Raw genomic sequence first — 20,848 nt, forward strand, 5'->3', positions numbered from 1 at the left:
AACTTGGCGCTCATATAGAAAAGCCAAGCAGGTTTAGCCAAGCGACGTTTATCCGCGCCCGGGCCCCGCGCGAAGCCATAACGAAAAAGGACGCCCGAAGCCGATCGCTTCGGGCGTCCTTCCGTCACAACGGCCGTCAGGGCGGCGTGGGCGCGGTTCGGCGGGGTTGCGCCCGCGCCGACGGCCGTCGCTTCAGCTTATCCGGCCTATTCGTCGGCCTCCGAGCCGCCGACCAGCAGCTCCTCGACGATCATGCCGGCGTTCTTGCGCACGGCGGTCTCGATCTCGCGGGCGAGGTCCGGATTGTTCTTGAGGAACTCGCGGACGTTGTCGCGGCCCTGGCCGATGCGCTGGCTGTTGTAGGAGAACCACGAGCCCGACTTCTCGACCACGCCGGCCTTGACGCCCAGGTCGATGATCTCGCCCAGCTTGGAGATGCCCTCGCCGTACATGATGTCGAACTCGACCTCGCGGAACGGCGGGGCGACCTTGTTCTTGACCACCTTGACCCGGACGTTGTTGCCGACGATCTCGTCGCGCTGCTTGACCGAGCCGGTGCGGCGGATGTCCAGGCGCACCGAGGCGTAGAACTTCAGCGCGTTGCCGCCGGTGGTGGTCTCGGGGCTGCCGTACATCACCCCGATCTTCATGCGGATCTGGTTGATGAAGATGACGATGGTCTTGGCCTTGGAGATCGAGGCGGTCAGCTTGCGCAGCGCCTGGCTCATCAGCCGGGCCTGCAGGCCCGGCAGGCTGTCGCCCATCTCGCCCTCGATTTCGGCGCGCGGCGTCAGGGCCGCCACCGAGTCGATGACGATGACGTCCACCGCGCCCGAACGGACCAGGGTGTCGGTGATCTCCAGCGCCTGCTCGCCGGTGTCGGGCTGCGACACCAGCAGCTCGTCCAGATTGACGTGCAGCTTGTGGGCGTAGGACGGGTCGAGCGCGTGCTCGGCGTCGACGAAGGCGGCGGTGCCGCCGGCCTTCTGGACCTCGGCCACCACGTGCAGCGCCAGCGTCGTCTTGCCCGAGCTTTCCGGACCGTAGATCTCGATGATCCGCCCGCGCGGCAAGCCGCCGATGCCCAGGGCGAGGTCAAGGCCGAGCGAGCCGGTCGACACCGACTCGATCTCCACCGCCTTGCCCTTGTCGCCAAGCTTCATGACCGAGCCCTTGCCGAACGCCCGGTCGATCTGGGCCAGCGCGGCCTCGAGCGCGCGCTGCTTATCCCCTTCTTCTTTTCCCACGAGTCTCAACACCGATTGGCTCATCCGAAGGCGTCCTTATCCCACGATTCTGAAAACCGCGATCCGACGTCGCCCCGCCTTGGACGCCCCGCCGATCAACAGGACCGTACCTGCTTTGTTCCATGTTCGCAAGATGTTCTCGTCGCCATGACGGGTATCGCGACGCGACGCCCGCACAGCGTGTCCGATCGCGGCTTTTCAAGCCGGCGGGAGAAACGGCAGCTTAAACCTTCGCTCCGCAGAGTGGGCCGACCTTGGGGGATGTAAGCCTTGCCGCTCGACCCGCACCGCCTGCTGGGACTGGCCTTCGCCAGCGCCGACGCCCTGTTCGAGATCGACGCGGAGGGACGATTGTCCTTCGCCGTCGGCGCGACCGCCGCCCTGGCCCCGGGCGGCGAGACCGCCCTGATCGGCCGCCCCTGGCGCGACCTGATCGCCGAGGCCGACCGGCCGATGGCCGAGGCCCTGTTCGCCGGGCTGGGGGACGGCGGGCGGCGCGGCCCGGTCACGGTCGCCCTGGCCGGCCAGGGCGCGGCCCAGCTGTCGGCGTTCCGCCTGCCCCAGAACGGCGGGCGCACCTCCTGCGCCCTGACCTTCGCGCCGCACGCCGCGGCGGGACCGCCCGCGTCCCTGCCCGACCGCCGCGGCTTCGAGGATCTGGTCAAGACGGCGTTGGAGGCCGGGCAGGCCTCGCGACAGGATTTCGAGGTGGCCTTGGTCGAGATGGCCGGCCTCAGCCAGGCGGTTGGATCGCTGCCGGCCGAGGTCGGCGCGGCCCTGAGCCGGCGGCTGACCGGCGCGCTGCGCGCCGAGTCTCACGGCGGAGCCGGCGCCACCAAGCTGGGCGAGGACCGTTTCGCCCTGCTGCGGCCCAAGGGCGCCGAAGCCCCCGAAGGTCTGGCGGCGCGGCTCAGCCAGATGCTGTCGGCCGACGGCCGGCCGCTCGACGTCAAGGCCACCGCCCGGCTGGTGCCGCTGGAGGGCGAGGCCTCGCCGACGCGCGTGGTGCGGGCCATCCGCATGGTGCTGGACGACTTCATTCGCGACGGCGCCCAGCTCGGCGCGCCGCAGAGCCTGTCGGAGGTGCTGAACCAGTCGATCCGCCGCACCCTGGACAAGGCCGGCGCCCTGGGCGCGGCGGTGGCCCAGCGCCGGTTCCGCCTGGTCTATCAGCCGGTGGTCGAGCTGAAGTCGGGGGCGGTCCACCACTACGAGGCCCTGGTCCGTTTCACCGGCGACGAAAGCCCCTTCCCCCTGATCCGCATGGCCGAGGAGCTGGACCTGATCGAGGAGCTCGACCGGGCCGTGATCGAGCAGGCGGCCCGGCGGCTGGCCCAGGAGGCCGGCGGCGACCTGAAGATCGCCGTCAACGTGTCGGGCCGCACCATCACCAGCCCCGCCTTCATCGACGGCGTGCTCAAGCTGCTGGACCAGCCCGCCCCGACCGCCGGCCAGCTGATGATCGAGCTCACCGAAAGCTACGCCATCGACGACCTGCCTCAGGCCGACCGCCACCTGCGCGCCCTGCGCGACAAGGGCGTGCAGATCTGCCTCGACGACTTCGGGGCCGGGGCGGCCTCGCTGGACAGCCTGCGCCGCCTGGCCATCGACGTGGTCAAGATCGACGGCCGCTACGTGCGCGAGCTCCAGCACGGGGCCCGGGAATCCACCTTCGTCCGCCACCTCGCCCACATGTGCAACGAGCTGAAGGTCAAGAGCCTGGCCGAGATGGTCGAGACGCCGGAGGTCGAGGACGCCGTCCGCCGCGCCGGGATCGACTTCGCCCAGGGCTGGCTCTATGGCCAGCCTTCGGAACAGCCCACCCCGCCGGCTCCGCGCGGCGGCGCGCGTCCCGCCGCGCGACGGCAGGGCGCGGTGGAGACCTGGGGCTAGGCCTTTGCCGTTTCGCCAGGGAGGCTAGAAGTTCAGGTCGACGCCGGTGTAGTTCCGGATCACCGCCTTGACCACGCCGAACACCGCGTCGAGCACCTTCTGGCCGACGATGTAGGGCACGATCTTCGCCTCGAGCAGCACCGCGTTCAGATTGAGCTGGAGCAGGCTGATCGTATGGTCGGCTTCCTTCTCCGAGATGTCGTTCGCCGCCAGCTTCGCCTGGGTGGAGAGCGTCTGCTGCGCGATCAGCGTCAGGTGGGCGGTCACGTCGGCTTCCAGGGCGTTCCACGCCGCGCCCGCCGCGGCGATCGCCACGCTGGAGAGCCCCTTGAGCAACGCCTTCGCATCGGCCGGCTTGTAGTGCGCCAGGTCCGTGACGTCGTTGGTGTTCGCCGCGCCCGTCGGCATGACCGCCCCTACCTTTTCATCATGGCTTCGACGTTCCGCGCGACGGAACAGGTGTCCTTGACGGTCTTGATGTTGTCCGCCTCGTTCGAGGACTGACCGTTCGCCGCGTAGTAGGCCCGGTCCGTCTCGATCGCCGATTGGCAGAGCTCGATCATCTGGTTCAGCTCCTGCGTGGCGTTCTGGCTGCGCCTGCCCTTGGCGTAGAGCGCGGCGGCCTCGGTGATCTCCCGCGACTGCTGGATGTCGGCGAGCGCCGCGACGAAGTAGGGCTCGACCTTCGCGTAGTCGACCTTCCGGCCAGGGCTCGTCGACAGCTGCGCCTGCACCTTCGTCAGCTGCGAAGCGACGTCGGAGAGCTTGCCGTAAAGGTCCTCGCTGTAGTCCGGCGTGAACGACACGCACCCGGCGGCCAGGCCGCAGGACAACATCAGACACCAACGCCCGGGAAATCCCATCCGCCCCCCAAAGCCTGAGATGCAGCCGATCCCTCGGCATGCCGGCGACAACGCTAAGCCGCGTAACAACACTGCGATCTGGACTGGCGATCTGAACGCCGCTCGCGCCGGCCCGGCCGGACGGCGCCTTGGCGCTTAAAAGGCGTCGGATCGCATCGCCGCTCCCGACGACACAACCTGACGTGAACCTCGAGCATTTCTGCAATCCGGCCATTTCCTTGTCAATCCGGCGCCGGCGATCGGCCGTTGACGGCCGCCCGTCCCGCGTCCGAGGCTGGCGGCCGGCCGCCTTACCGGGTTTAAGTGGGGGTTCGGCCGGTCTTGGGTGGAGACCGCACAGGGGGCATGGCCATGCGCAAATCCTACAACCTGTTCGCAGGCGGCAGCCTGGAGCGGATCGCCGCCCTCAGCGACGGCCTGTTCGCCATCGCCATGACCCTGATCGTCCTGGAGATCCGGGTGCCGGCCCACACGCCGATCCATGGCGAGGCCCAGCTCTGGGGCGCGCTGGTCGGGCTCGCCCCCCGCTTCGTCACCTACCTGCTGAGCTTCCTGACCCTGGGCATATTCTGGGTCGGCCAGGGCCTGCATGCGCTCGCCGACGGTTCCCTGCGTCAGGCCCTGGGCCTTGAGCAGCGCGTCCATCCGCGACTCGATGGCCCGGTTCTGCTCCAGGCCCATCTTGTGGATGTCGTCGGCGTTCAGCGCGGTGGTGGTGCCGACCTTGAGCAGCCAGGCGTAATAGGCCTCGCCGTCCGGCAGCTTCCAGACGCCGGCGTCGTGCCTGGCCTTGGCCTGGGCGGCCTTGACCTCGGCGATCTGCCGGTCGAGGGCCGGGAAGACCTTGTCGGAAACCAGCGCCGCCGCCTGGCCCGCCCAGTCGCCGGCGATCCCCTTGGCCTTGGCGCGCTCGGCCAGGGACTTGACCAGGCCGGTCTCGGCGGCCTTCTGGCCGCGATACTCCGTCATCTGATCAAGCGTCGTCTTCAGGATGAAGTCCGGGGCCACGACCCCCGCGCCGGCGTCGCGCCGGACCCGGTCCGTCTCCTGGTCCAGCGCCTTGGCGAAGGCCTCGACCCGCGCCAGATAGGCGTCGCAGTCGGCGCGGGTCGCGATCTTGTGCTGCGAGTTCAGGAACTCGGGCAGGCTGGTGAACACGCCGGTCTGCTGGCTGACCACGTAGGGGGTCGTCCCCTCCGCCACCACCGTGTCGAAGGCGTTGTCGCCGAAGGCGAAGCGCGCGCCCTCGAGGCCCATCTGCAGGGCGTAGAGCATGGAGTCGTAATAGACGAGATCCTGGCCGCCGAGCCGCGACCGTTCCAGCGCCTTGAGCCGGCCCAGGCGGTCGGCGCAGGCCTGGGCGCCCTTCTCGACCGCCGCCCAGGACCGGTCGCTCAACCGGCTCTTCAGCGCCGCGCGGCGGCCATTGTCGAGGCCGAGGCTGGTGGCCGCTTCGGGGGCTTCGTCGAGGATTTCGTCGGCGAAGGCGTCCAGCAGGCGATGCAACGCCGGATCGCCCTTGGGGCCGGCCTTGGGACCAGCCTTCGTCCTGGCGGCGAGAGCCGGACCGGCGGCCAGGGCCGCGCCCGTGGCGGCGGCGCCCATGAGGAAATGTCTACGGTCGGCGCCCATCTGCCCTTCGCCCCTTTTATCGTTTCTCCCGGAACGAAGGGGTAGGACCGCACGGGCCGTCTAGCAAGCCGCTCTCCCCGACGACTGATTAAATCGCGGTAACATGCCCGCCGATCGCGTCTCGGCGGGCATTTCCTCTCGCGGTCAGGCGGCGCGCAGCTCCTGCTTGACCCGCTCGGCCAGGGTCTTGATGTCGATCGGCTTGGGCAGGAACGACACGCCGGTCTCCCCCTCCAGCAGGTCGGAGAACTCGGCCTCGGCGTAGCCGGAGATGAACATCACCGGCGCAGAACCCAGATAGCCGCGCGCCTTCTTGAGCAGGGTCGGCCCGTCGATGCCGGGCATGATCACGTCCGAGATCAGGAGGTCGATCTGGCCGGCGTGCTCCTCGGCCAGCAGCAGGGCCTCCTCGCCGTCGCAGGCCTCGATCACCTCGTAGCCGCGGGCGCGCAGCAGGCGGGCGGCGACGCCGCGCACGGCGTCCTCGTCCTCGACGAACAGGATGCGGCCGGCGCCGGACAGGTCGCGGGCGACGGGCCTGGCCTTGACCGGCTCGACCGCGGCCGGAGCGGCGGAGGCCGGCGGCGCGTAGACCGGCAGGAAGATGCGGAAGGCCGCGCCCTGGCCGGGCCGCGAGGAGACATGAATCCAGCCGTCGGCCTGCTTGACGATGCCGTAAACGGTGGCCAGCCCCAGGCCCGTGCCCTCGCCCACCGGCTTGGTGGTGAAGAACGGGTCGAAGATCTTGGTCATCACCTCGGGCGGGATGCCGGGACCGTTGTCGGCGACCTCGATCAGGGCGACGTCGCCCTTGGCCGCCTTTTCGTCGGCGTAGCCCAGGGCCGCGGCCTCGGCGTGGGTCAGCCGGCCGGTCCGGATCTTGACCACGCCGCCGCCTTCCGGCTGGCGCTCGGCCATGCGCACGGCGTCGCGGGCGTTGACGGCCAGGTTCATCACCGCCGTCTCGAGCTGGCTCTTGTCGGCCCGCACCAGCGGCAGGTTGCGGCCGTAGTCGGTCTCCAGCCGCACGTCCTCGCGCAGCAGACGGCGCAGCAGCACCTCGAATTCGCTGATCAGCTCGCCCAGCTCCAGCGTCTCGCGCTGGACGGTCTGCTTGCGCGAGAAGGCCAGAAGCTTGCGCACTAGGTCGGCGGCGCGGGTGGCGGTCTGGCGGATCTCGTTCAACCCCTCATAGGAGGGATCGCCGACCGGGTGGCGGTGCAGCAGTTCGTCCAGGCGCAGCTGGATGGCGGTGAGCAGGTTGTTGAAGTCGTGGGCGACGCCGCCGGCCAGCTGGCCGATGGCCTGCATCTTCTGCGACTGGGCCAGCTGCAGCTCGATCTGCTTCTGTTCGGAGACGTCGACCAGATAGGCGATGAAGCGGCCGTCGGCGCGGGTCAGGTAGAGGTGGGCGATGCGCGAGGGATCGGTCGCCAGCCGCACCTCGACGGGGCCCGCCCGGCCGGCGGCCAGCCGGTTGGCCGCCTCGATGCGCGAGGCCGGCTCGATCAGGTCGCCGAAGACCGCGCCTTCCTGCGCCGCCGGACCGGCGATGGCGGCGACGGCCGGATTGACCTGCACGATCGTGGCGGCGAACGGGTCGCCGCCTTCGAGCAGGGCCGCGCCGAAGGGCGCGGCGGCGGCGAAGGCGTCCAGGGTCAGGGGCTCGGCGGGCGTCGTTGCGGCCACGACGGGCGCGGGCGCCCCGACGCGCTCGGGTATGGTCAGCTCGGCGTCGAGGGCCGAGGTCAGCTGCAGCGGCGGCGCGGCGGTCGGCGTCAGGCGCACCAGATAGCGGCGACCGCCCAGCGGCGACACCGAAGCGGGCCGGTCGTGCTCGCCCGCCCGCAACACGGCGTCGGCGATCTGGCCCTTGCGGGCCGCGCCCAGGGCCGAGAACAGGCTGGCGGCGGACGGGCCGGACTTGGGCAGGCGGCCGCCCGCGCCGACCGCGTCGCGCCAGGCCGGATTGGCCCCCAGGATGCGGCCGTCGGCGGCGGCGATCGCCGCCGGCTCCGACAGGGCCTCGATCAGGGCGTCGCCGGCCGCCTCCGGCCCGGTCTCGGCGTCGCGCCCCTGGCCGAAGGCGTAGAGGCCCAGGAAGGCCACCGCCGCCAGCCCGGCCAGCAGCATCAGCCCGCCGGCCGTCGCCGCGCCGGCGCGCAGGGCGGGCCAGGCGGCGAAGGCGGTCGCCAGCACGAAAAAGCCGGCCGCCGCGATCATCAGCGGCTCGAACCGGCGCGTCCGGCCGGCCTGGATCTTGGGTTCAGTCATGGCGGCAGCTTTCCTTCGCCCGCGTCGGCGGGAGGCCATGCGAATCAGCCATTAAGAATACCTTTGCGCGCAAAATTCACGGAATCCGCCTGTCCGGGCCTATAGCGGACGGGCGGACGGCTTCGGCTTGGCCGCGTTGAGGATGAAGCCGATGATCTTGGCCACCGCCTGGAAGTGCTCGGCGGGGATGGTCTCGTCGATCTCGACGGCGGCGTAGAGCGCCCGCGCCAGGGGCGGGTCCTCGACCACCGTCACCCCGGCCTCCTCGGCCACGGCGCGGATCTTCAGGGCCAGGCTGTCCAGGCCCTTGGCGACGCAGACCGGCGCCGCCGTCTCGCCGGCTTCGTAACGCAGGGCGACGGCGTAGTGGGTCGGGTTCATCACCACCACCGTGGCCTTGGGCACGTTCTGCATCATCCGCCGGCGCGAGCGTTCGACGCGGAGCTGGCGCAACTTGGCCTTGATGTGCGGGTCGCCTTCCGACTGCTTGTGGTCTTCCTTCAGCTCTTCCTTGGTCATGCGCATGCGCTGCATGAAGCGCTGGCGCTGCCAGATCCAGTCGAGCAGCGCCCCGGCCCCGAGCAGGGCGAGAACGCCGAAGAACAGCGCCCGCACCACGTCGCCGGCGTAGGGCAGCATGGCCAGCGGGTCCATGGCGGCCAGACCGGCCAGCTCGCCGGCGTGCGGCTTCATCACCATCCAGGCCACCGCCGAGACCAGCACGATCTTGAGCAGCGACTTGATGAACTGGACGACGCCGTCCAGGCCGAACAGGCGCTTGAACCCTTCGAGCGGGTTGAGCTTCTTCAGCTCCGGCTTCATCCGGTCGGGCGACCACAGGAAACCGTGCTGGACGACGTTGCCGGCCGCGCCCGCCACGGCGGTGGCGGCCAGCACCGCGGCCATGACCGGCAGGGCGGCGTTCAGCGCCCGCTTCATCACCGCCACCCCGCCCGTCCCGCTGAGGTCGAAGGTCTCGGGATGGGCGACGAACGGCACGAGCTGGGCGACGAGGTCGCGGATCAGCCAGCCGCCGGCCACGGCGATCACGCCCCAGCTCGCCGCCAGCGCCGCCCAGGAGGGCAGGTCCTGGGACTTGGCGACCTCGCCCCGCCTTCGGGCTTCCTCAAGCTTTCGCGGTGTCGGCTCTTCTGTCTTGGAGGAGGCGTCGTTGTCGTCGGCCACGGCGCTCCCCTAGACGAACAGCTGCAGCAGGGCCTTGTAGCGATCGACCCAGACCATGCCGATCACCCCCAGGCTCAATGCGAAGATCGACAGGCCGAACAGCAGGCTGAGCGGCGTGGCGACGAAGAACACCTGGAACTGCGGCATGACCCGGCCGATCAGGCCGGTGGCGATGTTGAACACCAGGGCGAAGACGATCACCGGCGCGGCGAGCTGCACGCCGAGCGCGAACGACTTGCCCATGGTCTGCACCGCCAGGGCCCCGGCGTCGGCGATCGGCAGGGCCTTGCCCGGCGCGAACAGCGTGTACGAATGGGCGATGGCGGCGATGAACTCGCGATGCAGGCCGGTGGCGAACACCAGCGTCACGCCCAACAGCGACAGGAAGCTGGCGATGGTGGTGCCCGGCTGGGCCTGCAGGGGGTTGGCGGTCTGGGCGAAGGACAGCTGGGTCTGCAACGACACCAGCTCGCCCGCCACCGCCAGCGAGCCCAGGAACATGCGCAGGACCGTGCCGATGATCAGGCCGATCAGCGCCTCCTTGATGATCAGCCCGACCATTCCGCCGAGCCCCTCCGGAATGGCCGGCAAGGTCGGCGCGGCGATCGGCCCCAGGCACAGGGCCAGCAGCAGGGCGAAGGACAGCCGCACGCGCGCCGGCACCGAGGCCTCGCCCAGCCCGGGGATGACCATGACCAGCGCCCCGACGCGGGCGAACACCAGTCCGGCCGCGAAGACCTGCTGGGCGGTGGCGTAGCTCTCCATCGCTACATGCCGGCGATGCGGGCGGCGATCTGGCGCATGAAGCCGCCCATCAGGGCGCCCATCAGCGGCAGGAAGACCAGCAGGGCCAGGAAGATGGCCAGGATCTTGGGCGCATAGACCAGGGTCTGCTCCTGGATCTGGGTCAGGGCCTGGAACAGGCCGACGCCGACGCCGACCACCAGCCCCACCACCAGGATCGGCGTGCAGAGCTGCAGGGTCAGCCAGATGGCGTCCCGCCCCACGTCCAGAACCTCGGCGCCGCTCATGATGGCCCCTCACCCATACGCTTGAACCGCCTGCTCGGCAGGGCGGCAGAATCTGCCGGCTATGGTTAACGAACCGCTACGAAGGTTAACGCGCGCCTGTGGAAACCGCGCCGCGGACGGCGAAACCCCGCCGCATTTCCGCCGCAATCCGTGTGGTAGCGAACGACCATGAAATACCTCTTCCTCGCCATAGCCATCGTCGCCGAGGTCGCGGCGACCTCGTCGATGAAGCTGTCGGAAGGCTTCACCAGGCCGGGCTGGAGCATCGCCACCGCGGTCGGTTACGGCGTCGCCTTCTACTGCCTGTCGCTGACGCTCAAGACCGTGCCGACCGGCGTCGCCTACGCCATCTGGTCGGGCGTCGGCATCGTGCTCATCTCGCTGATCGCCTGGCTGTTCCAGGGACAGAAGCTGGACGCGCCGGCGATCCTCGGCATGGCGCTGATCGTCGCCGGCGTCGCCGTGATGAACCTCTTCTCCAAGGCCGGCGCGCACTAGGGCGCGACGCGTCCGGGGCGCGCCCTACCGGCCGCCCAGCCCGGCCTCCAGCGCCGCCGCCGCCTGGGCCGGCGCGACCTTGCCCTTGTCGCGGTCGACGCTGTAGTTGGCCCGTCGCATCGCCTCGACCGACACCCGGCCGACCAGCGGCCCGAGCGCGTCGATCAGCCGGCGGTCGCCCGCCCGCTGCGGCGAGATCAGGATCACCGCGTCGTAGGGCGGGATGGCCCCGCGCGGATCGGCCAGCACCACGAGGTCGTCGGCGGCGATGCGCCCGTCGCTGGAGAAGGCGGTGATCACGTCGACGTCGCCGCCGGCCAGGGCGCGGTACATGAAGGTCGGCTGGAACTGCCGCTGGGTCTTGAAACGCAGGCCGTAGGCGGCCTTCAGCGTCCGCCACTCCGGCCGCGACAGGAACTCGAGGTCGGCCCCCAGGGTCAGGGACGGGGCCTTGCGGGCGAGGTCGTCGAGGCTGGCGATCCCCAGCGCCCGCGCGCGGTCGCGGCGCATGGCCAGGGCGTAGGCGTTCTCGAAGCCGAGCGGCCCCAGCAGCCGCACGCCGTCCCGCTCGGCCAGGATCTCGCCCAGATGCTGGAGCAGCACCGCACGGGGCGGATGGTCGTCGCGGTTGAGCACGGTGGTCCACAGCGTGCCCGAATAGTCGACATAGGCGTCGATCTCGCCGCCGGCCAGGGCGCGATAGGCGATCACCGAGCCGAGGTCCTCCTTGCGCGCGACGCGGGCGCCGCCCCGTTCCAGCCGTCGGCTCATCAGTTCGGCCAGGATGTACTGCTCGGAGAAGTTCTTGGCCCCGACCACGTAGGGCCTGGGCTCGAGCGCCCGGACGGCCAGCGGGGCGACGGCGGCCGCCAGCGCCAGCGCCAGCCCGCCGGCCCCGGCCGCGATCCGTCGCCAGTCGCGTCGCGCCAGCCCCGCCTCCGCCAGCCCGAGCAGCTGATCGACGACCAGGGCCAGGGCGGCCGAGGCGGCGCAGCCGAACAGCACCGCCACCCAGTTCTCGGTCTGCAGCCCGGAGAAGATGTAGTTGCCGAGCGAGGTCTGGCCGACCGGCGTCGACAGGGTGGCCGCGCCGATGGTCCACACCGCCGCCGTGCGCACCCCGGCCATGATCACCGGCGCGGCCGTCGGCAGCTCCACCTCGAACAGCATCTGGCGGTCGGTCATGCCGACGCCGCGCGCCGCCTCGGTCAGGGCCGGGGCCACGCCGGCCAGGCCCGCCGAGGTGTTGCGCAGCATCGGCAGCATCGAATAGAGCGCCAGCGCCAGCAGCGACGGCAGGAAGCCCAGGGCCGAGAAGCCGACGCCGAACAGCGCCTTGGCCAGGTTCGACAGGGCCAGCAGCAACGGGAAGAACAGGGCCAGCAGCGCCAGGCTGGGCACGGTCTGGATCAGGCCGGCGCCGGCCAGCACGGGCCAGCGCAGCCGGGGATGGCGGCTGGCGGCGACGGCCAGCGGCAGGCTGACCAGGGCCCCGAGCGCCAGGGCGCTGGCGCTGAGCAGCACGTGCCAGCCGAGGAAGTCGGGCAGCTGCCGCCAGGCGGCGGCCAGACGCTCATCCATGCCCGGCCTCCGCCAACAGGGCCGACAGCCGCTCGGCCTGGCGTCGCGGGGCGTCCATCAGGGCCCGGACGGACGGCGTGCGGTCGGCCAGCATGGCCGCCGGCGGCCCGTCGGCGACCACGCGGCCTGCGCCCAGCACCACGATGCGGTCGGCCAGCAGCAGGGCTTCGGTCACGTCGTGGGTGACCATCACCGTGGTCAGACCGAGGCCGTCGTGCAGGCGGCGATAGTCGGCGCCCAGCGCGTCGCGGATCACCGGGTCCAGCGCCCCGAACGGCTCGTCCATCAGCATCAGCCGCGGCCGCGCGGCCAGGGCCCGCGCCACGCCCACCCTTTGCCTCTGGCCGCCGCTGAGCGCCGAGGGCGGGCGCGACGCGTGGTCCGCCGGCAGGGCGACCAGCGCCAGAAGCTCCTCGACGCGCGCGGCGATCTCCTCCCGGGTCCAGCCGAGCAGGCGCGGCGTGACGCCGATGTTCTCGGCCACCGTCATGTGCGGGAACAGGCCGACGTCCTGGAACACGTAGCCGATGCTGCGGCGCAGCTCGTGCCCCGGCGCGCCGGCCACCGGCCGGCCGTCGACCCGCGCCGCGCCGCGGTCGGGGACGATCAGGCCGTTGATGGTCTTGAGCAGGGTAGTCTTGCCGGCGCCCGAACCGCCGATCAGGGCGACGAACTGTCCGGACGCGACACGCAGGTCGACGCCGTCGAGGACCGCGCCCCCGCCGAAGTCCTTGCCGATCCCCTCCAGCTCGATCATCGCCTCGCCCATGCCGAGACCCTAGCCCGCCGTTCAGCGCCGATGGAACACCGGATCGCGCCGCTCGGCGAAAGCCGCGAGCGCCTCGGCGTGGTCGGCCGTCCGGACCAGGGCCTCGATCTCGCGCTCGGCCGCCGCGCGGGCCGCGTCCGCGTCGAGGTCGAGCGCCCGCCCGGCGACCCGCTTGGTCGCCTCCACCGACAGCGGCGCGCGGCCGGCGATGCGGACGGCGAGGTCCAGCGCGGCCTGGGCCAGGGCCTCGCCCGCATGGGTCGAGGCGGTCAGGCCGGCGCGCTCGGCCGCCGCCGCGTCGCAGGGCGATCCGGTCAACAGCATCGCCTTGGCCCGGGCGACGCCGATCAGGCGCGGCAGCCGCCAGGCCGAGGCCATCAGCCCGACATTGACCCCGGCGCAGGTGAAGCTGGCCTCCCGCGCGGCCAGCCTGACGTCGCAGCAAAGGGCCAGCTCCAGCCCGCCGCCGACGCAGTGGCCGTTGACCGCCGCCACGGTCGGGGCGCGGAACGCCTCCAGCCGGTCATGCAGGCGGGCGAAGTGGGCGACGCCCTCGGCCGCGCCCTCGCCGCGCCCGCGCGCCTCCTTGAGGTCGTCGCCGGCGCAGAACGCCCGGCCGCGCCCGGTGACGATCAGCGCCCGGACGTCGAGATCGGCCTCCAGCGCGTCGAGCGTCTCGAGGAACCGCTCGCGCAGGCCGCGCCCCAAGGCGTTCATCGGCGGCGCGTCGATCTCGATGCGCGCGACATGGGCCGCCGGCCGGCTGAGATGCAGGGTGTGGTCCGACACGCGTCCGCCGATCCGTCAGATCGGCATGCGCATGATTTCCTGGTAGGCCGAGATCACCTGGTCGCGGACGGCCATCACCGTCTCCAGGCTGGTCTCGGCTGAGGACACCGCCGTGACCACGTCGACCAGATCGGCCTTGCCCTGCACCTGGGCGGCCATCTGCTTTTCGGCGTTGCGCGAGGCGCCGACCGTGTCGGTCATCACCGACTTCAGGACGTCGGCGAAGCCGGACGTCGCCCCCTGGGCGCCGACCGGACCGGCCGCGCCGCCCATCGGCTGGCTGGCGGCCTGGACCGCCGCGTAGGCCTTGGCGGCGAGCATGGGAGCGACCATCGCCTAGCGCCTCACTTCTTCAAGATGTCGAGGGTGCGGCTTTCCATGCTGCGCGCCGTCTCGATCACGTTCAGGTTGGCCTCGTAGGCGCGCTGGGCCTCGCGCATGTCGAGCGCCTCGACCAGGGGGTCGACATTGGGCGTCTTCACATAGCCCTTGGCGTCGGCGGCCGGATGGCCGGGCTCGTACTCCAGGCGGAAGTCGCTGCGGTCCGGCTCGGCCCGGATCATCGCCACCCCGGCCCCGCCGTCGGCGACCCGCTGCTCGCGGAAGATCGGCACCTGCCGGCGGTAGGGATCGCCGCCGGGCGCGCGGGCGGTCGAATTGGCGTTGGCGATGTTCTCGGCGATCACCCGCATGCGCAGCTGCTGCGCGCGCAGGGCCGAAGAGGCGATGCCCATCGTCGCCTGGGACGGCGGTTTGACGTCGGCCACGGCTTAAGCCTCCCTCGCCTACTTGCCCGGCGCGCGCACGGCGGTGCGCAGCAGGCCGAGCGATTTCTGGTAGAAGCTGACCGCCGCGTCGTAGTTCATCCGCGCCTCGGTCATCTTGATCATCTGGTCCTCGAGGACGACCTTGTTGCCGTCCAGGGTCACCTCGGAATCGGGGCCGCCGGCGCCCTTCCACCCGCTCCTGGCCGGATGCGAGCCCGGCAGGTGCATCGGGTTGGTCTGCACCGGCTGCACCCCGGCGCCGGCGCCCTGGGCGGCCTTGAGCTGGGCGTCGAAGGTGAAGGGCTTGAGGTCCTTGGGCGTGAAGCCCGGCGTGTCGGAATTGGCGACGTTTTCCGCGATCAGCCGCTGGCGCTGGTTCAGATAGCCCAGCCGCCCCTTGATCATCGAAAGCAGAGGAATGTCGTCGATCGCCATCGCCGTCGAAAGGTGAACGAACAGGGTTAACCAGGCATTAAGACCACGGGTCCAAACGGTTAAGACGCCCCCGCCGGGGTGATTCCCGAACCGTCGAGCCCGCGCCCCCGATGCCTCTCGCCGAACTCGTCCGCACCATCGCGGCGTTGGCCGTCACGCTGGGCCTGATCGGCTTGGCCGCCGTCGCCGCGCGCCGGTTCGGCCCCGAGACCCTCAAGCGGCTCCAGGCGGCGCGGGGCCGCACCCGGCGCCTGGCGGTGGTCGAGAGCCTGATGCTCGACCCCCAGCGCCGGCTGGTCCTCGTCCGCGTCGACGACCGGGAACAACTGCTGCTGCTCGGCGAAGGCAGCCTGCTGACGCCGTCCACCGCCCCCGCCCGCGCCCCAACCCCAGCACCGGAGCCCGCCGCGTGATCCGCGCTGTCCTCAAGGCCCTTCGCGCCCCGCATCCCGACGACGCCCGGCGCGCGGCGCTGATCGCCCTGCTGACCACCCTGGCCAGCCTGGCCTTCCCGGCGCTGGCGGCGGCCCAGGCGGTCAACATCAACCTCGGCACCGGGGCGGGCCTGACCGAGCGCGTGGTCCAGCTGGTCGGGCTGATGACGGTGCTGTCGCTGGCGCCGTCGATCGTGATCATGACCACCTCGTTCATCCGCATCGTGGTGGTGCTCGGCCTTCTGCGCACCGCGCTCGGCCTGCAGCAGAGCCCGCCCAACGCGGTGATCATCAGCCTGTCGCTGTTCCTGTCGGCCATCGTCATGGCCCCGACCTTCCAGGCCTCCTACGACGCCGGGATCAAGCCGCTGCTCGACAAGAAGATGGAGCTGCCCCAGGCCTTCGACGCCTCGGCCGCGCCGGTGAAGAAGTTCATGCTCAGCCAGGTCAACCAGGACGACCTCGCCCTGTTCGTGCGCCTGTCCAGGATCGAAAAGCCCAAGCAGGCCCTGGACACGCCGCTGCGGGTGGTGACGCCGGCCTTCATGATCTCGGAGCTGAAGCGGGCCTTCGAGATCGGCTTCCTGCTGTTCGTGCCGTTCCTGGTCATCGACCTGGTGGTCGCCAGCGTGCTGATGAGCATGGGCATGATGATGCTGCCGCCGGTGGTGGTCAGCCTGCCGTTCAAGCTGATCTTCTTCGTGCTGGTCGACGGCTGGCGGCTGGTGGCCGGCTCGCTGGTCGAGAGCTTCCACCAGGTCCCGAAATAGCGGCCCCGGCCTAGGCCGCGACCGGTCCGTCGCCATAGAGGGCCCGCAGCGCCTCCTCGGCGAACTGGTCGAGCCGCTTCTGGGTCAGGTCGGTGTTGTTCAGCACCGTCAGCGTCCGCCGGCTGTCGAGGTCGCAGGCCAGCACCGCCTTGTAGCCGCCGGAATTGCCGGCCTCCCAGGCGAAGCGGCGCTCGCGCCCGTTCAGGGTCAGGGTCTTGACCCGGCCGCCGAGCGCATAGTGCTCGTCCGGGACCTCCACCGTGGTCAGCGCCTTGAGCGAGGCCGCCGTCAGCAGGCCGGGGCGGAACACCGCCTCGGCGGCGCGGGCGAGATCCGCCGCCGTGCTGTAGTAGCCGCCGCCGGCGACGGCGAAGGCCGGGGCGACCGACGGCTTGCGCACGGGCGGGGCGATGGTCCGGTAGGGGGCGGCCAGGCTGGGGCCGGCGGCGGCCAGGGGCGCGCCGGTGTCGGCCAGCCCCAGCGGCTTCAGCACCAGCCGCTCCATCGCCGTCTCGAACGGCTCGCCGGCGGCGCGCTCCACCGCCGCGCGGACCAGGATCCAGTTGGTCATCGAATAGTCGAAGCGCGCGCCCGGCTCGAAGGCGAGGTCGCCGGAGGCGTAGAGCCGCACGGCCTCGGCCGTGGTCGCGGCCTTGGACATCAGGCTCGCGTCGGCCCGCGCGGCGGTCAGGAAGCCGTTCGGCACGCCGCTGGTGTTGGACAGAAGGCGCCGCAGCGTGACCCGCCTGCCGGTGTCGGCGCGATAGTCGGCGAGGACGTCGGTGAGCGGCGCGTCGAGGGACAGCCGCCCCTGGTCGACCAGCCGCAGCACCAGGATCGACGAGAACCACTTGGAGACCGAAGCCACGCAGAACCGCGTGTCGACCTGCATCGGCGCGCCGGCCTCGATGTCGCGAAGGCCGAAGGCCCGGCTGCTCTCGATCCGCCCGGCCCGCCCGAACTGCACCACCCCGTAGAACGGCTCGGCCCGGGCGAAGGCGTCGACCACCCGTCCGGCGGCGGCCAGGTCGTAGGCCGGCTCGGCGGCGACGGCGCGTCCGGAAGCGGCCAGGGCGCCGCAGGCGGCCAGGCCGATGAAGCGTCGGCGATCGGGTCGTCGCATGGTTCCCCCTTCGAACATCGTCGCGCGACACAGAGCGCGAGACAGGGAACCAGGCCAAGTTAAGGTTCGGTCATCCGCGCAGGCGGACGGATCACAGCGCGCGTTCGTAGGTGCGGAAGCCGGTGTCGCGGGTCCAGCCGGCGGATTCGTACAACGCCTGGGCGGCGGCGTTGGTCTCGGCGGTCGACAGGGTCAGGCGGGCGGCGCCGGCGCTTCGCCCGAACGCCTCGGCCGCCGCCAGCAGCAGCCGGCCCGTCCCCAGGCCGCGGCCGTCTTCCGAGACGAACAGGTCGTTCAGCACATAGATGCGGGCCATGCGCACCGAGGAGAAGCTGGGATAGAGCTGGGTGAAGCCGAGGCCCCGCCCCGCCGCGTCGACGGCGATCAGGATGACGGAATCGCCGGTCGACAGCCGCTCGGCGACGAAGGCGCGGGCCCCGGCCAGATCGGCCGCCTGGCCGTAGAAGCGGCGATAGCCGTCGAACAGCGTGGTCAGGTCGTCCAGATCGGCCAGGACGGCGGCGCGCGCCTCGACGCTCATGCGGGTTCCTTGAGTTTGCGGGTTCAGCCCTGGGCGGGCGCGGCCGCCTGGGCGGTCTTCGACGGCGACGCGCCCTTGGGCGGCGGCGCGGCCTGTCCCTTGGCGCCTGGCGGCGTGGCCGGCCCCACCGGGGCGGGGCGGTCGCGGAAACGCTGCTTCATCTTGATCACCCAGCCGGCGAAGGCGTCGTTGGCGGTGGTGACCTTGGTGAAATCGCCCGGGGCGAGCTGGCTGCCGTCGGCGCCGGCCAGGGCCACGCGCAGGGCGTCGGGACTGCGCGCGCCGGCCACGAACCCCTGGTAGCGGTCGCGCATCCGGGTCAGGCCGGCGTCGTCGCCGGCCATGCTGTAGGCGACGCCGACCCGCAGCAGCTTGCTTTCGTCGTCGGGGGTCAGGGGGGCCGGACTGCGCCAGCGCTCGCCCAGGCTCTTCTCGAAGGTGGTCCCGGCCAGGGCCCAGTTGCGCATCTTCCACGCCACCTCGGCGCGGACGTCCAGGGCGTCCTGCGACTTGTCGCCGTCGATCAGCTCCAGGGCGGCGTCGTAGCGGCCGAGCTCCATCAGGGCGCGGGCGCTGATCAGGCGGCGCTCCAGGTTCAGGGGGCCCGGCAGGATGGTGGTGCGCGAGCCGTTGATGGCCCCCAGGGCGTCCTCGGGCTTGCGGTCCATCAGGTAGATCAGCGCCAGGTCGGTGGACACCTGGGCCTTGGGCACCCCGTCGAGGCGGTTGTCGGCCTGGTACTTCAGCAGCTCGGCCGCCTGGGTCAGCAGATCGACGTCGACCAGCCGCCGCGCCAGGCGACGGACCATCAGGTCGCCGTCGGCGCCGATGGGGGTCAGCTCCTTGAAGTCGTAGAACAGCGCCAGGGCCTGGATCGGCTCCAAGCCGTCGGCCTGGCCGTCGAGGAACAGGGTGCGGAAGGCGGCGTTGAGGTCGGCCTGGAGCTGCACCGCCTGGGGCAGGTCGGGCAGGCGCTGCCCGGCCGAACGCAGGGCCTCCAGCGCCTCGCGGTAGCGGCCGAGATTGAGATAGAGCTGGCCCAGGGCCCGGATGGTCTCCAGCTCGGTCGCGTCGCCGCGCCAGCGATAGCGCAGGCCGTCATAGAGCCCGGCCGCCTGCAACGGCGTCAGGTCGCCGCGGTCCAGCCGGATCTGAGTGGCCCTGAGCACCGCCGGCGACGACAGCGCCCCCAGCGGCGCGCGGGAGACGGCGTCGTAGACCCGCAGCGCCCGGTCCTTGTCGCCCTGGGCTTCGAACAGCCGCGCCTGGGTCAGGCGCACCGCCAGCTCCTCCAGCGGCTCGACCTTGGCGGCCAAGGCCGTGTCGATGGCGGTCCTGGCGCCGGCGAGGTCGCCGCCCTGCAACGCCGCTTCGGCCTCGGCCCGGGCGAACCGCGCCCGCCACTTGGGCGCGAACAGGCCGAGGGCGCGGGCGCCGTTGGCGAACTCGCCGCGGGCGTCGGCGTAGCGGCCGAGCTGGACGGCGATATAGCCGCGCCACAGCGCCGCCGACGGATCGCCGGTCAGCACCGGGCTGGCGAAATCCAGCTCCGCGTCGTTGTAGCGCCCGGCCATCGTCTTGGCCGCGCCGCGCAGGCCGCGGAACTCCGCATCGCCCATCATCTGCTGGTTGACCCGGCCGACGAGGTTCAGCGCGCCGATCGCCTCGTAGGACAGCTCCGAGCCGATCAGGAAACGGGCCAGGGCCATGCGCGCCGTCACCGGCGCGGCCTTGCCGCCCGCCGGCTTGGGCTGGGCCGTCTCGGTCGCGGCGGCGTCCTGCAAGGCGTCGTAGCGGGCCATGAAGCCGCCGGAACCGGTCTTGGACCAGCCGTCGAAATCGACCAGGGCCGGCATCGAGGTCGGCTGCGGCGCGCCGATGGCGGCGGACTCCTTCTTGGCCGCCGCCCAGGCCGGCGACAGGGCCAGTCCCTGCGGCCGCCCGATGCGCACCAGATCGCCGTCCGAGGCCACCGCCACGTCGGCGGCGTAGGGCTCGATGGCCAGCCCCTGCGCCGAGGACAACAGGGCCATCTCGACGAACTCGCGGCGCGACGGCAGCCCCTTGGACGGCGCCAGCGCGGTGACGGCGGCGATGCGGTCGCCGACCACCGGATCGTCCAGCCACACCACCTTGGTCGCGCCGGCCATGGCCGCCGACAGCGCCGCCGCCGTCTGCTCCTCGTCGCGCGAGATCTTCACCAGGTCGGGCGACGGCTGCGGCCCGGGGCCGAGCGCGATGGTCCAGGTCGCGCCCTCGCCGACAGCCTTGACCGCCGTCGACGCCGGGGCGGCGATGCGCAGGGCGGTGAAGTCCGCGCCCTCGACCGCGCGCATGCCGGTGAACTGGCGCATGCCGTGCGGCGCCTTGCTAATGTCCAGCTTCGCGCGGGCGTCGAACACCACCCAGATCGCCTCGCCCCGGCGGAAGACCGCCGCCCCCGGCGGGTTCTTCCAGGTGAAGCGCAGCAGCACCTGCTGGTCGGACAGCTCCGGCTCCATCCGCACCACGCCGCCGGCCGGCGTGGGATCGGGCCGCGCGGTGCGCGCCAGGGTGAGCGAGGGGGCGGGATCGGGCGGCGCTTCGGCCTTGGCGGCCTGCGGACGGGCGGGGTCGGCGCGTTTCTGGAACAGGTTGACGAAGGCCGCGCCGTCGGCCTGGCCGGCCTTGTAGTCCGCGTCGTCGGCCAGGGTCAGCACCACCTCGGCGCCGGCGGGCGTGCGGCGCAGCTCGGCCGACTTCAGCCATTTGGGCGGGAACACCCGCAACTGCGAAATGTCCGGCCCTGGACCGGCGAAGCGCAGCGTCAGGGTCTGGCCGTCGCGGCGGACGACCGGGGCGGCCCCGTGGAACTCCAGGCGCGAGAAGTCGGCGGCCTGGGCGATGCGGACCTGCGGCCCCGCCGCCTTGCGCGGCGCGGGTTCGCCCCCGGGGGCGCTCCACGCGGGCGCGGCCAGCCCGGCGATGCAGGCCGCGGCGACGCCCGACCGGAAGGCGGAGCGCAGGCCCATGGGCG

General features: G+C 71.7%; 21 protein-coding genes. 4 read left to right on the forward strand and 17 right to left on the reverse strand.

Annotated elements, in window-relative coordinates; genetic code table 11:
- Positions 1 to 206 precede the first annotated feature (206 nt).
- The gene (gene recA, locus C5708_RS08130) at positions 207 to 1,271 is read right to left on the reverse strand and encodes a recombinase RecA (RefSeq protein WP_242919773.1); all 1,065 of its coding nucleotides are present in this window, start codon (positions 1,269 to 1,271) and stop codon (positions 207 to 209) included.
- A 246-nt stretch (positions 1,272 to 1,517) separates the two neighbouring features.
- On the opposite strand from recA, the gene C5708_RS08135 reads away from it, so the two are divergent.
- A complete protein-coding gene (locus C5708_RS08135) occupies positions 1,518 to 3,140 on the forward strand; it encodes an EAL domain-containing protein (RefSeq protein WP_242919775.1) in 1,623 nt (540 codons plus the stop codon).
- Positions 3,141 to 3,164: 24 nt separating this feature from the next.
- Here the strand turns inward: C5708_RS08135 and C5708_RS08140 are convergent, their stop codons facing one another.
- The 7 genes from C5708_RS08140 to fliQ form a co-directional block, all read right to left on the reverse strand.
- On the reverse strand, positions 3,165 to 3,548 hold the full coding sequence (locus C5708_RS08140; protein ID WP_242919777.1) for a hypothetical protein: 384 nt from the start codon (positions 3,546 to 3,548) through the stop codon (positions 3,165 to 3,167).
- A gap of 8 nt (positions 3,549 to 3,556) precedes the next feature.
- Positions 3,557 to 3,976, reverse strand: a complete 420-nt coding sequence (locus C5708_RS08145; RefSeq protein ID WP_242919779.1) for a hypothetical protein — start codon at positions 3,974 to 3,976, stop codon at positions 3,557 to 3,559.
- 162 nt (positions 3,977 to 4,138) lie between these two features.
- Complete coding sequence (locus C5708_RS08150; RefSeq protein WP_242919781.1) at positions 4,139 to 5,635, reverse strand: DUF885 family protein; 1,497 nt, start codon at positions 5,633 to 5,635, stop codon at positions 4,139 to 4,141.
- A 144-nt stretch (positions 5,636 to 5,779) separates the two neighbouring features.
- A complete protein-coding gene (locus tag C5708_RS08155) occupies positions 5,780 to 7,909 on the reverse strand; it encodes an ATP-binding protein (protein ID WP_242919783.1) in 2,130 nt (709 codons plus the stop codon).
- 99 nt (positions 7,910 to 8,008) lie between these two features.
- On the reverse strand, positions 8,009 to 9,094 hold the full coding sequence (gene flhB, locus C5708_RS08160; RefSeq protein WP_242919785.1) for a flagellar biosynthesis protein FlhB: 1,086 nt from the start codon (positions 9,092 to 9,094) through the stop codon (positions 8,009 to 8,011).
- 9 nt (positions 9,095 to 9,103) lie between these two features.
- The gene (gene fliR / locus C5708_RS08165) at positions 9,104 to 9,859 is read right to left on the reverse strand and encodes a flagellar biosynthetic protein FliR (RefSeq protein ID WP_242919787.1); all 756 of its coding nucleotides are present in this window, start codon (positions 9,857 to 9,859) and stop codon (positions 9,104 to 9,106) included.
- Between the two features lie 2 nt (positions 9,860 to 9,861).
- On the reverse strand, positions 9,862 to 10,128 hold the full coding sequence (fliQ, locus tag C5708_RS08170; RefSeq protein WP_242920128.1) for a flagellar biosynthesis protein FliQ: 267 nt from the start codon (positions 10,126 to 10,128) through the stop codon (positions 9,862 to 9,864).
- Between the two features lie 165 nt (positions 10,129 to 10,293).
- On the opposite strand from fliQ, the gene C5708_RS08175 reads away from it, so the two are divergent.
- Positions 10,294 to 10,623, forward strand: a complete 330-nt coding sequence (locus C5708_RS08175) for an SMR family transporter (RefSeq protein WP_242919789.1) — start codon at positions 10,294 to 10,296, stop codon at positions 10,621 to 10,623.
- A 24-nt stretch (positions 10,624 to 10,647) separates the two neighbouring features.
- On the opposite strand, the gene C5708_RS08180 is transcribed toward C5708_RS08175, so the two are convergent.
- The 6 genes from C5708_RS08180 to flgB are packed head-to-tail and all read right to left on the reverse strand — an operon-like array spanning position 10,648 to position 14,964.
- The gene (locus C5708_RS08180; RefSeq protein WP_242919791.1) at positions 10,648 to 12,204 is read right to left on the reverse strand and encodes an ABC transporter permease/substrate-binding protein; all 1,557 of its coding nucleotides are present in this window, start codon (positions 12,202 to 12,204) and stop codon (positions 10,648 to 10,650) included.
- On the reverse strand, positions 12,197 to 12,973 hold the full coding sequence (locus C5708_RS08185; RefSeq protein ID WP_242919793.1) for an ABC transporter ATP-binding protein: 777 nt from the start codon (positions 12,971 to 12,973) through the stop codon (positions 12,197 to 12,199). Before C5708_RS08185 ends, C5708_RS08180 begins: the two co-directional genes overlap by 8 nt.
- A 21-nt stretch (positions 12,974 to 12,994) precedes the next feature.
- Positions 12,995 to 13,762, reverse strand: coding sequence for an enoyl-CoA hydratase/isomerase family protein (locus tag C5708_RS08190; RefSeq protein WP_242919795.1), 768 nt, complete (start codon positions 13,760 to 13,762; stop codon positions 12,995 to 12,997).
- Positions 13,763 to 13,777: 15 nt separating this feature from the next.
- Positions 13,778 to 14,095: a flagellar hook-basal body complex protein FliE gene (gene fliE / locus C5708_RS08195; protein ID WP_242919797.1), complete on the reverse strand. Its 318-nt coding sequence runs from the start codon at positions 14,093 to 14,095 to the stop codon at positions 13,778 to 13,780.
- A gap of 11 nt (positions 14,096 to 14,106) precedes the next feature.
- On the reverse strand, positions 14,107 to 14,529 hold the full coding sequence (gene flgC / locus C5708_RS08200; RefSeq protein ID WP_242919799.1) for a flagellar basal body rod protein FlgC: 423 nt from the start codon (positions 14,527 to 14,529) through the stop codon (positions 14,107 to 14,109).
- Between the two features lie 18 nt (positions 14,530 to 14,547).
- Complete coding sequence (gene flgB, locus C5708_RS08205; RefSeq protein WP_242919800.1) at positions 14,548 to 14,964, reverse strand: flagellar basal body rod protein FlgB; 417 nt, start codon at positions 14,962 to 14,964, stop codon at positions 14,548 to 14,550.
- A gap of 110 nt (positions 14,965 to 15,074) precedes the next feature.
- Here flgB and C5708_RS08210 point away from each other — a divergent pair, with 110 nt between their 5' ends.
- Positions 15,075 to 15,377, forward strand: a complete 303-nt coding sequence (locus C5708_RS08210) for a flagellar biosynthetic protein FliO (protein WP_242919802.1) — start codon at positions 15,075 to 15,077, stop codon at positions 15,375 to 15,377.
- Positions 15,374 to 16,168: a flagellar type III secretion system pore protein FliP gene (gene fliP, locus C5708_RS08215; protein ID WP_242919804.1), complete on the forward strand. Its 795-nt coding sequence runs from the start codon at positions 15,374 to 15,376 to the stop codon at positions 16,166 to 16,168. The genes C5708_RS08210 and fliP overlap by 4 nt, the downstream gene beginning before the upstream one ends.
- Before the next feature lie 10 nt (positions 16,169 to 16,178).
- On the opposite strand, the gene C5708_RS08220 is transcribed toward fliP, so the two are convergent.
- The 3 genes from C5708_RS08220 to C5708_RS08230 all read right to left on the reverse strand — a co-directional run bounded on the left by C5708_RS08220 (position 16,179) and on the right by C5708_RS08230 (position 20,843).
- Complete coding sequence (locus C5708_RS08220; RefSeq protein ID WP_242919806.1) at positions 16,179 to 17,291, reverse strand: serine hydrolase domain-containing protein; 1,113 nt, start codon at positions 17,289 to 17,291, stop codon at positions 16,179 to 16,181.
- A gap of 91 nt (positions 17,292 to 17,382) precedes the next feature.
- Complete coding sequence (locus C5708_RS08225; protein ID WP_242919808.1) at positions 17,383 to 17,832, reverse strand: GNAT family N-acetyltransferase; 450 nt, start codon at positions 17,830 to 17,832, stop codon at positions 17,383 to 17,385.
- 23 nt (positions 17,833 to 17,855) lie between these two features.
- Positions 17,856 to 20,843 carry a tetratricopeptide repeat protein gene (locus tag C5708_RS08230; protein WP_242919810.1) on the reverse strand — a complete coding sequence of 996 codons (2,988 nt, stop codon included), beginning with the start codon at positions 20,841 to 20,843 and terminating at the stop codon, positions 17,856 to 17,858.
- Between the last annotated feature and the right edge of the window lie 5 nt (positions 20,844 to 20,848).

It is taken from the genome of Caulobacter sp. CCUG 60055 (genome assembly GCF_022750545.1).
Classification (GTDB): domain Bacteria; phylum Pseudomonadota; class Alphaproteobacteria; order Caulobacterales; family Caulobacteraceae; genus PUIC01.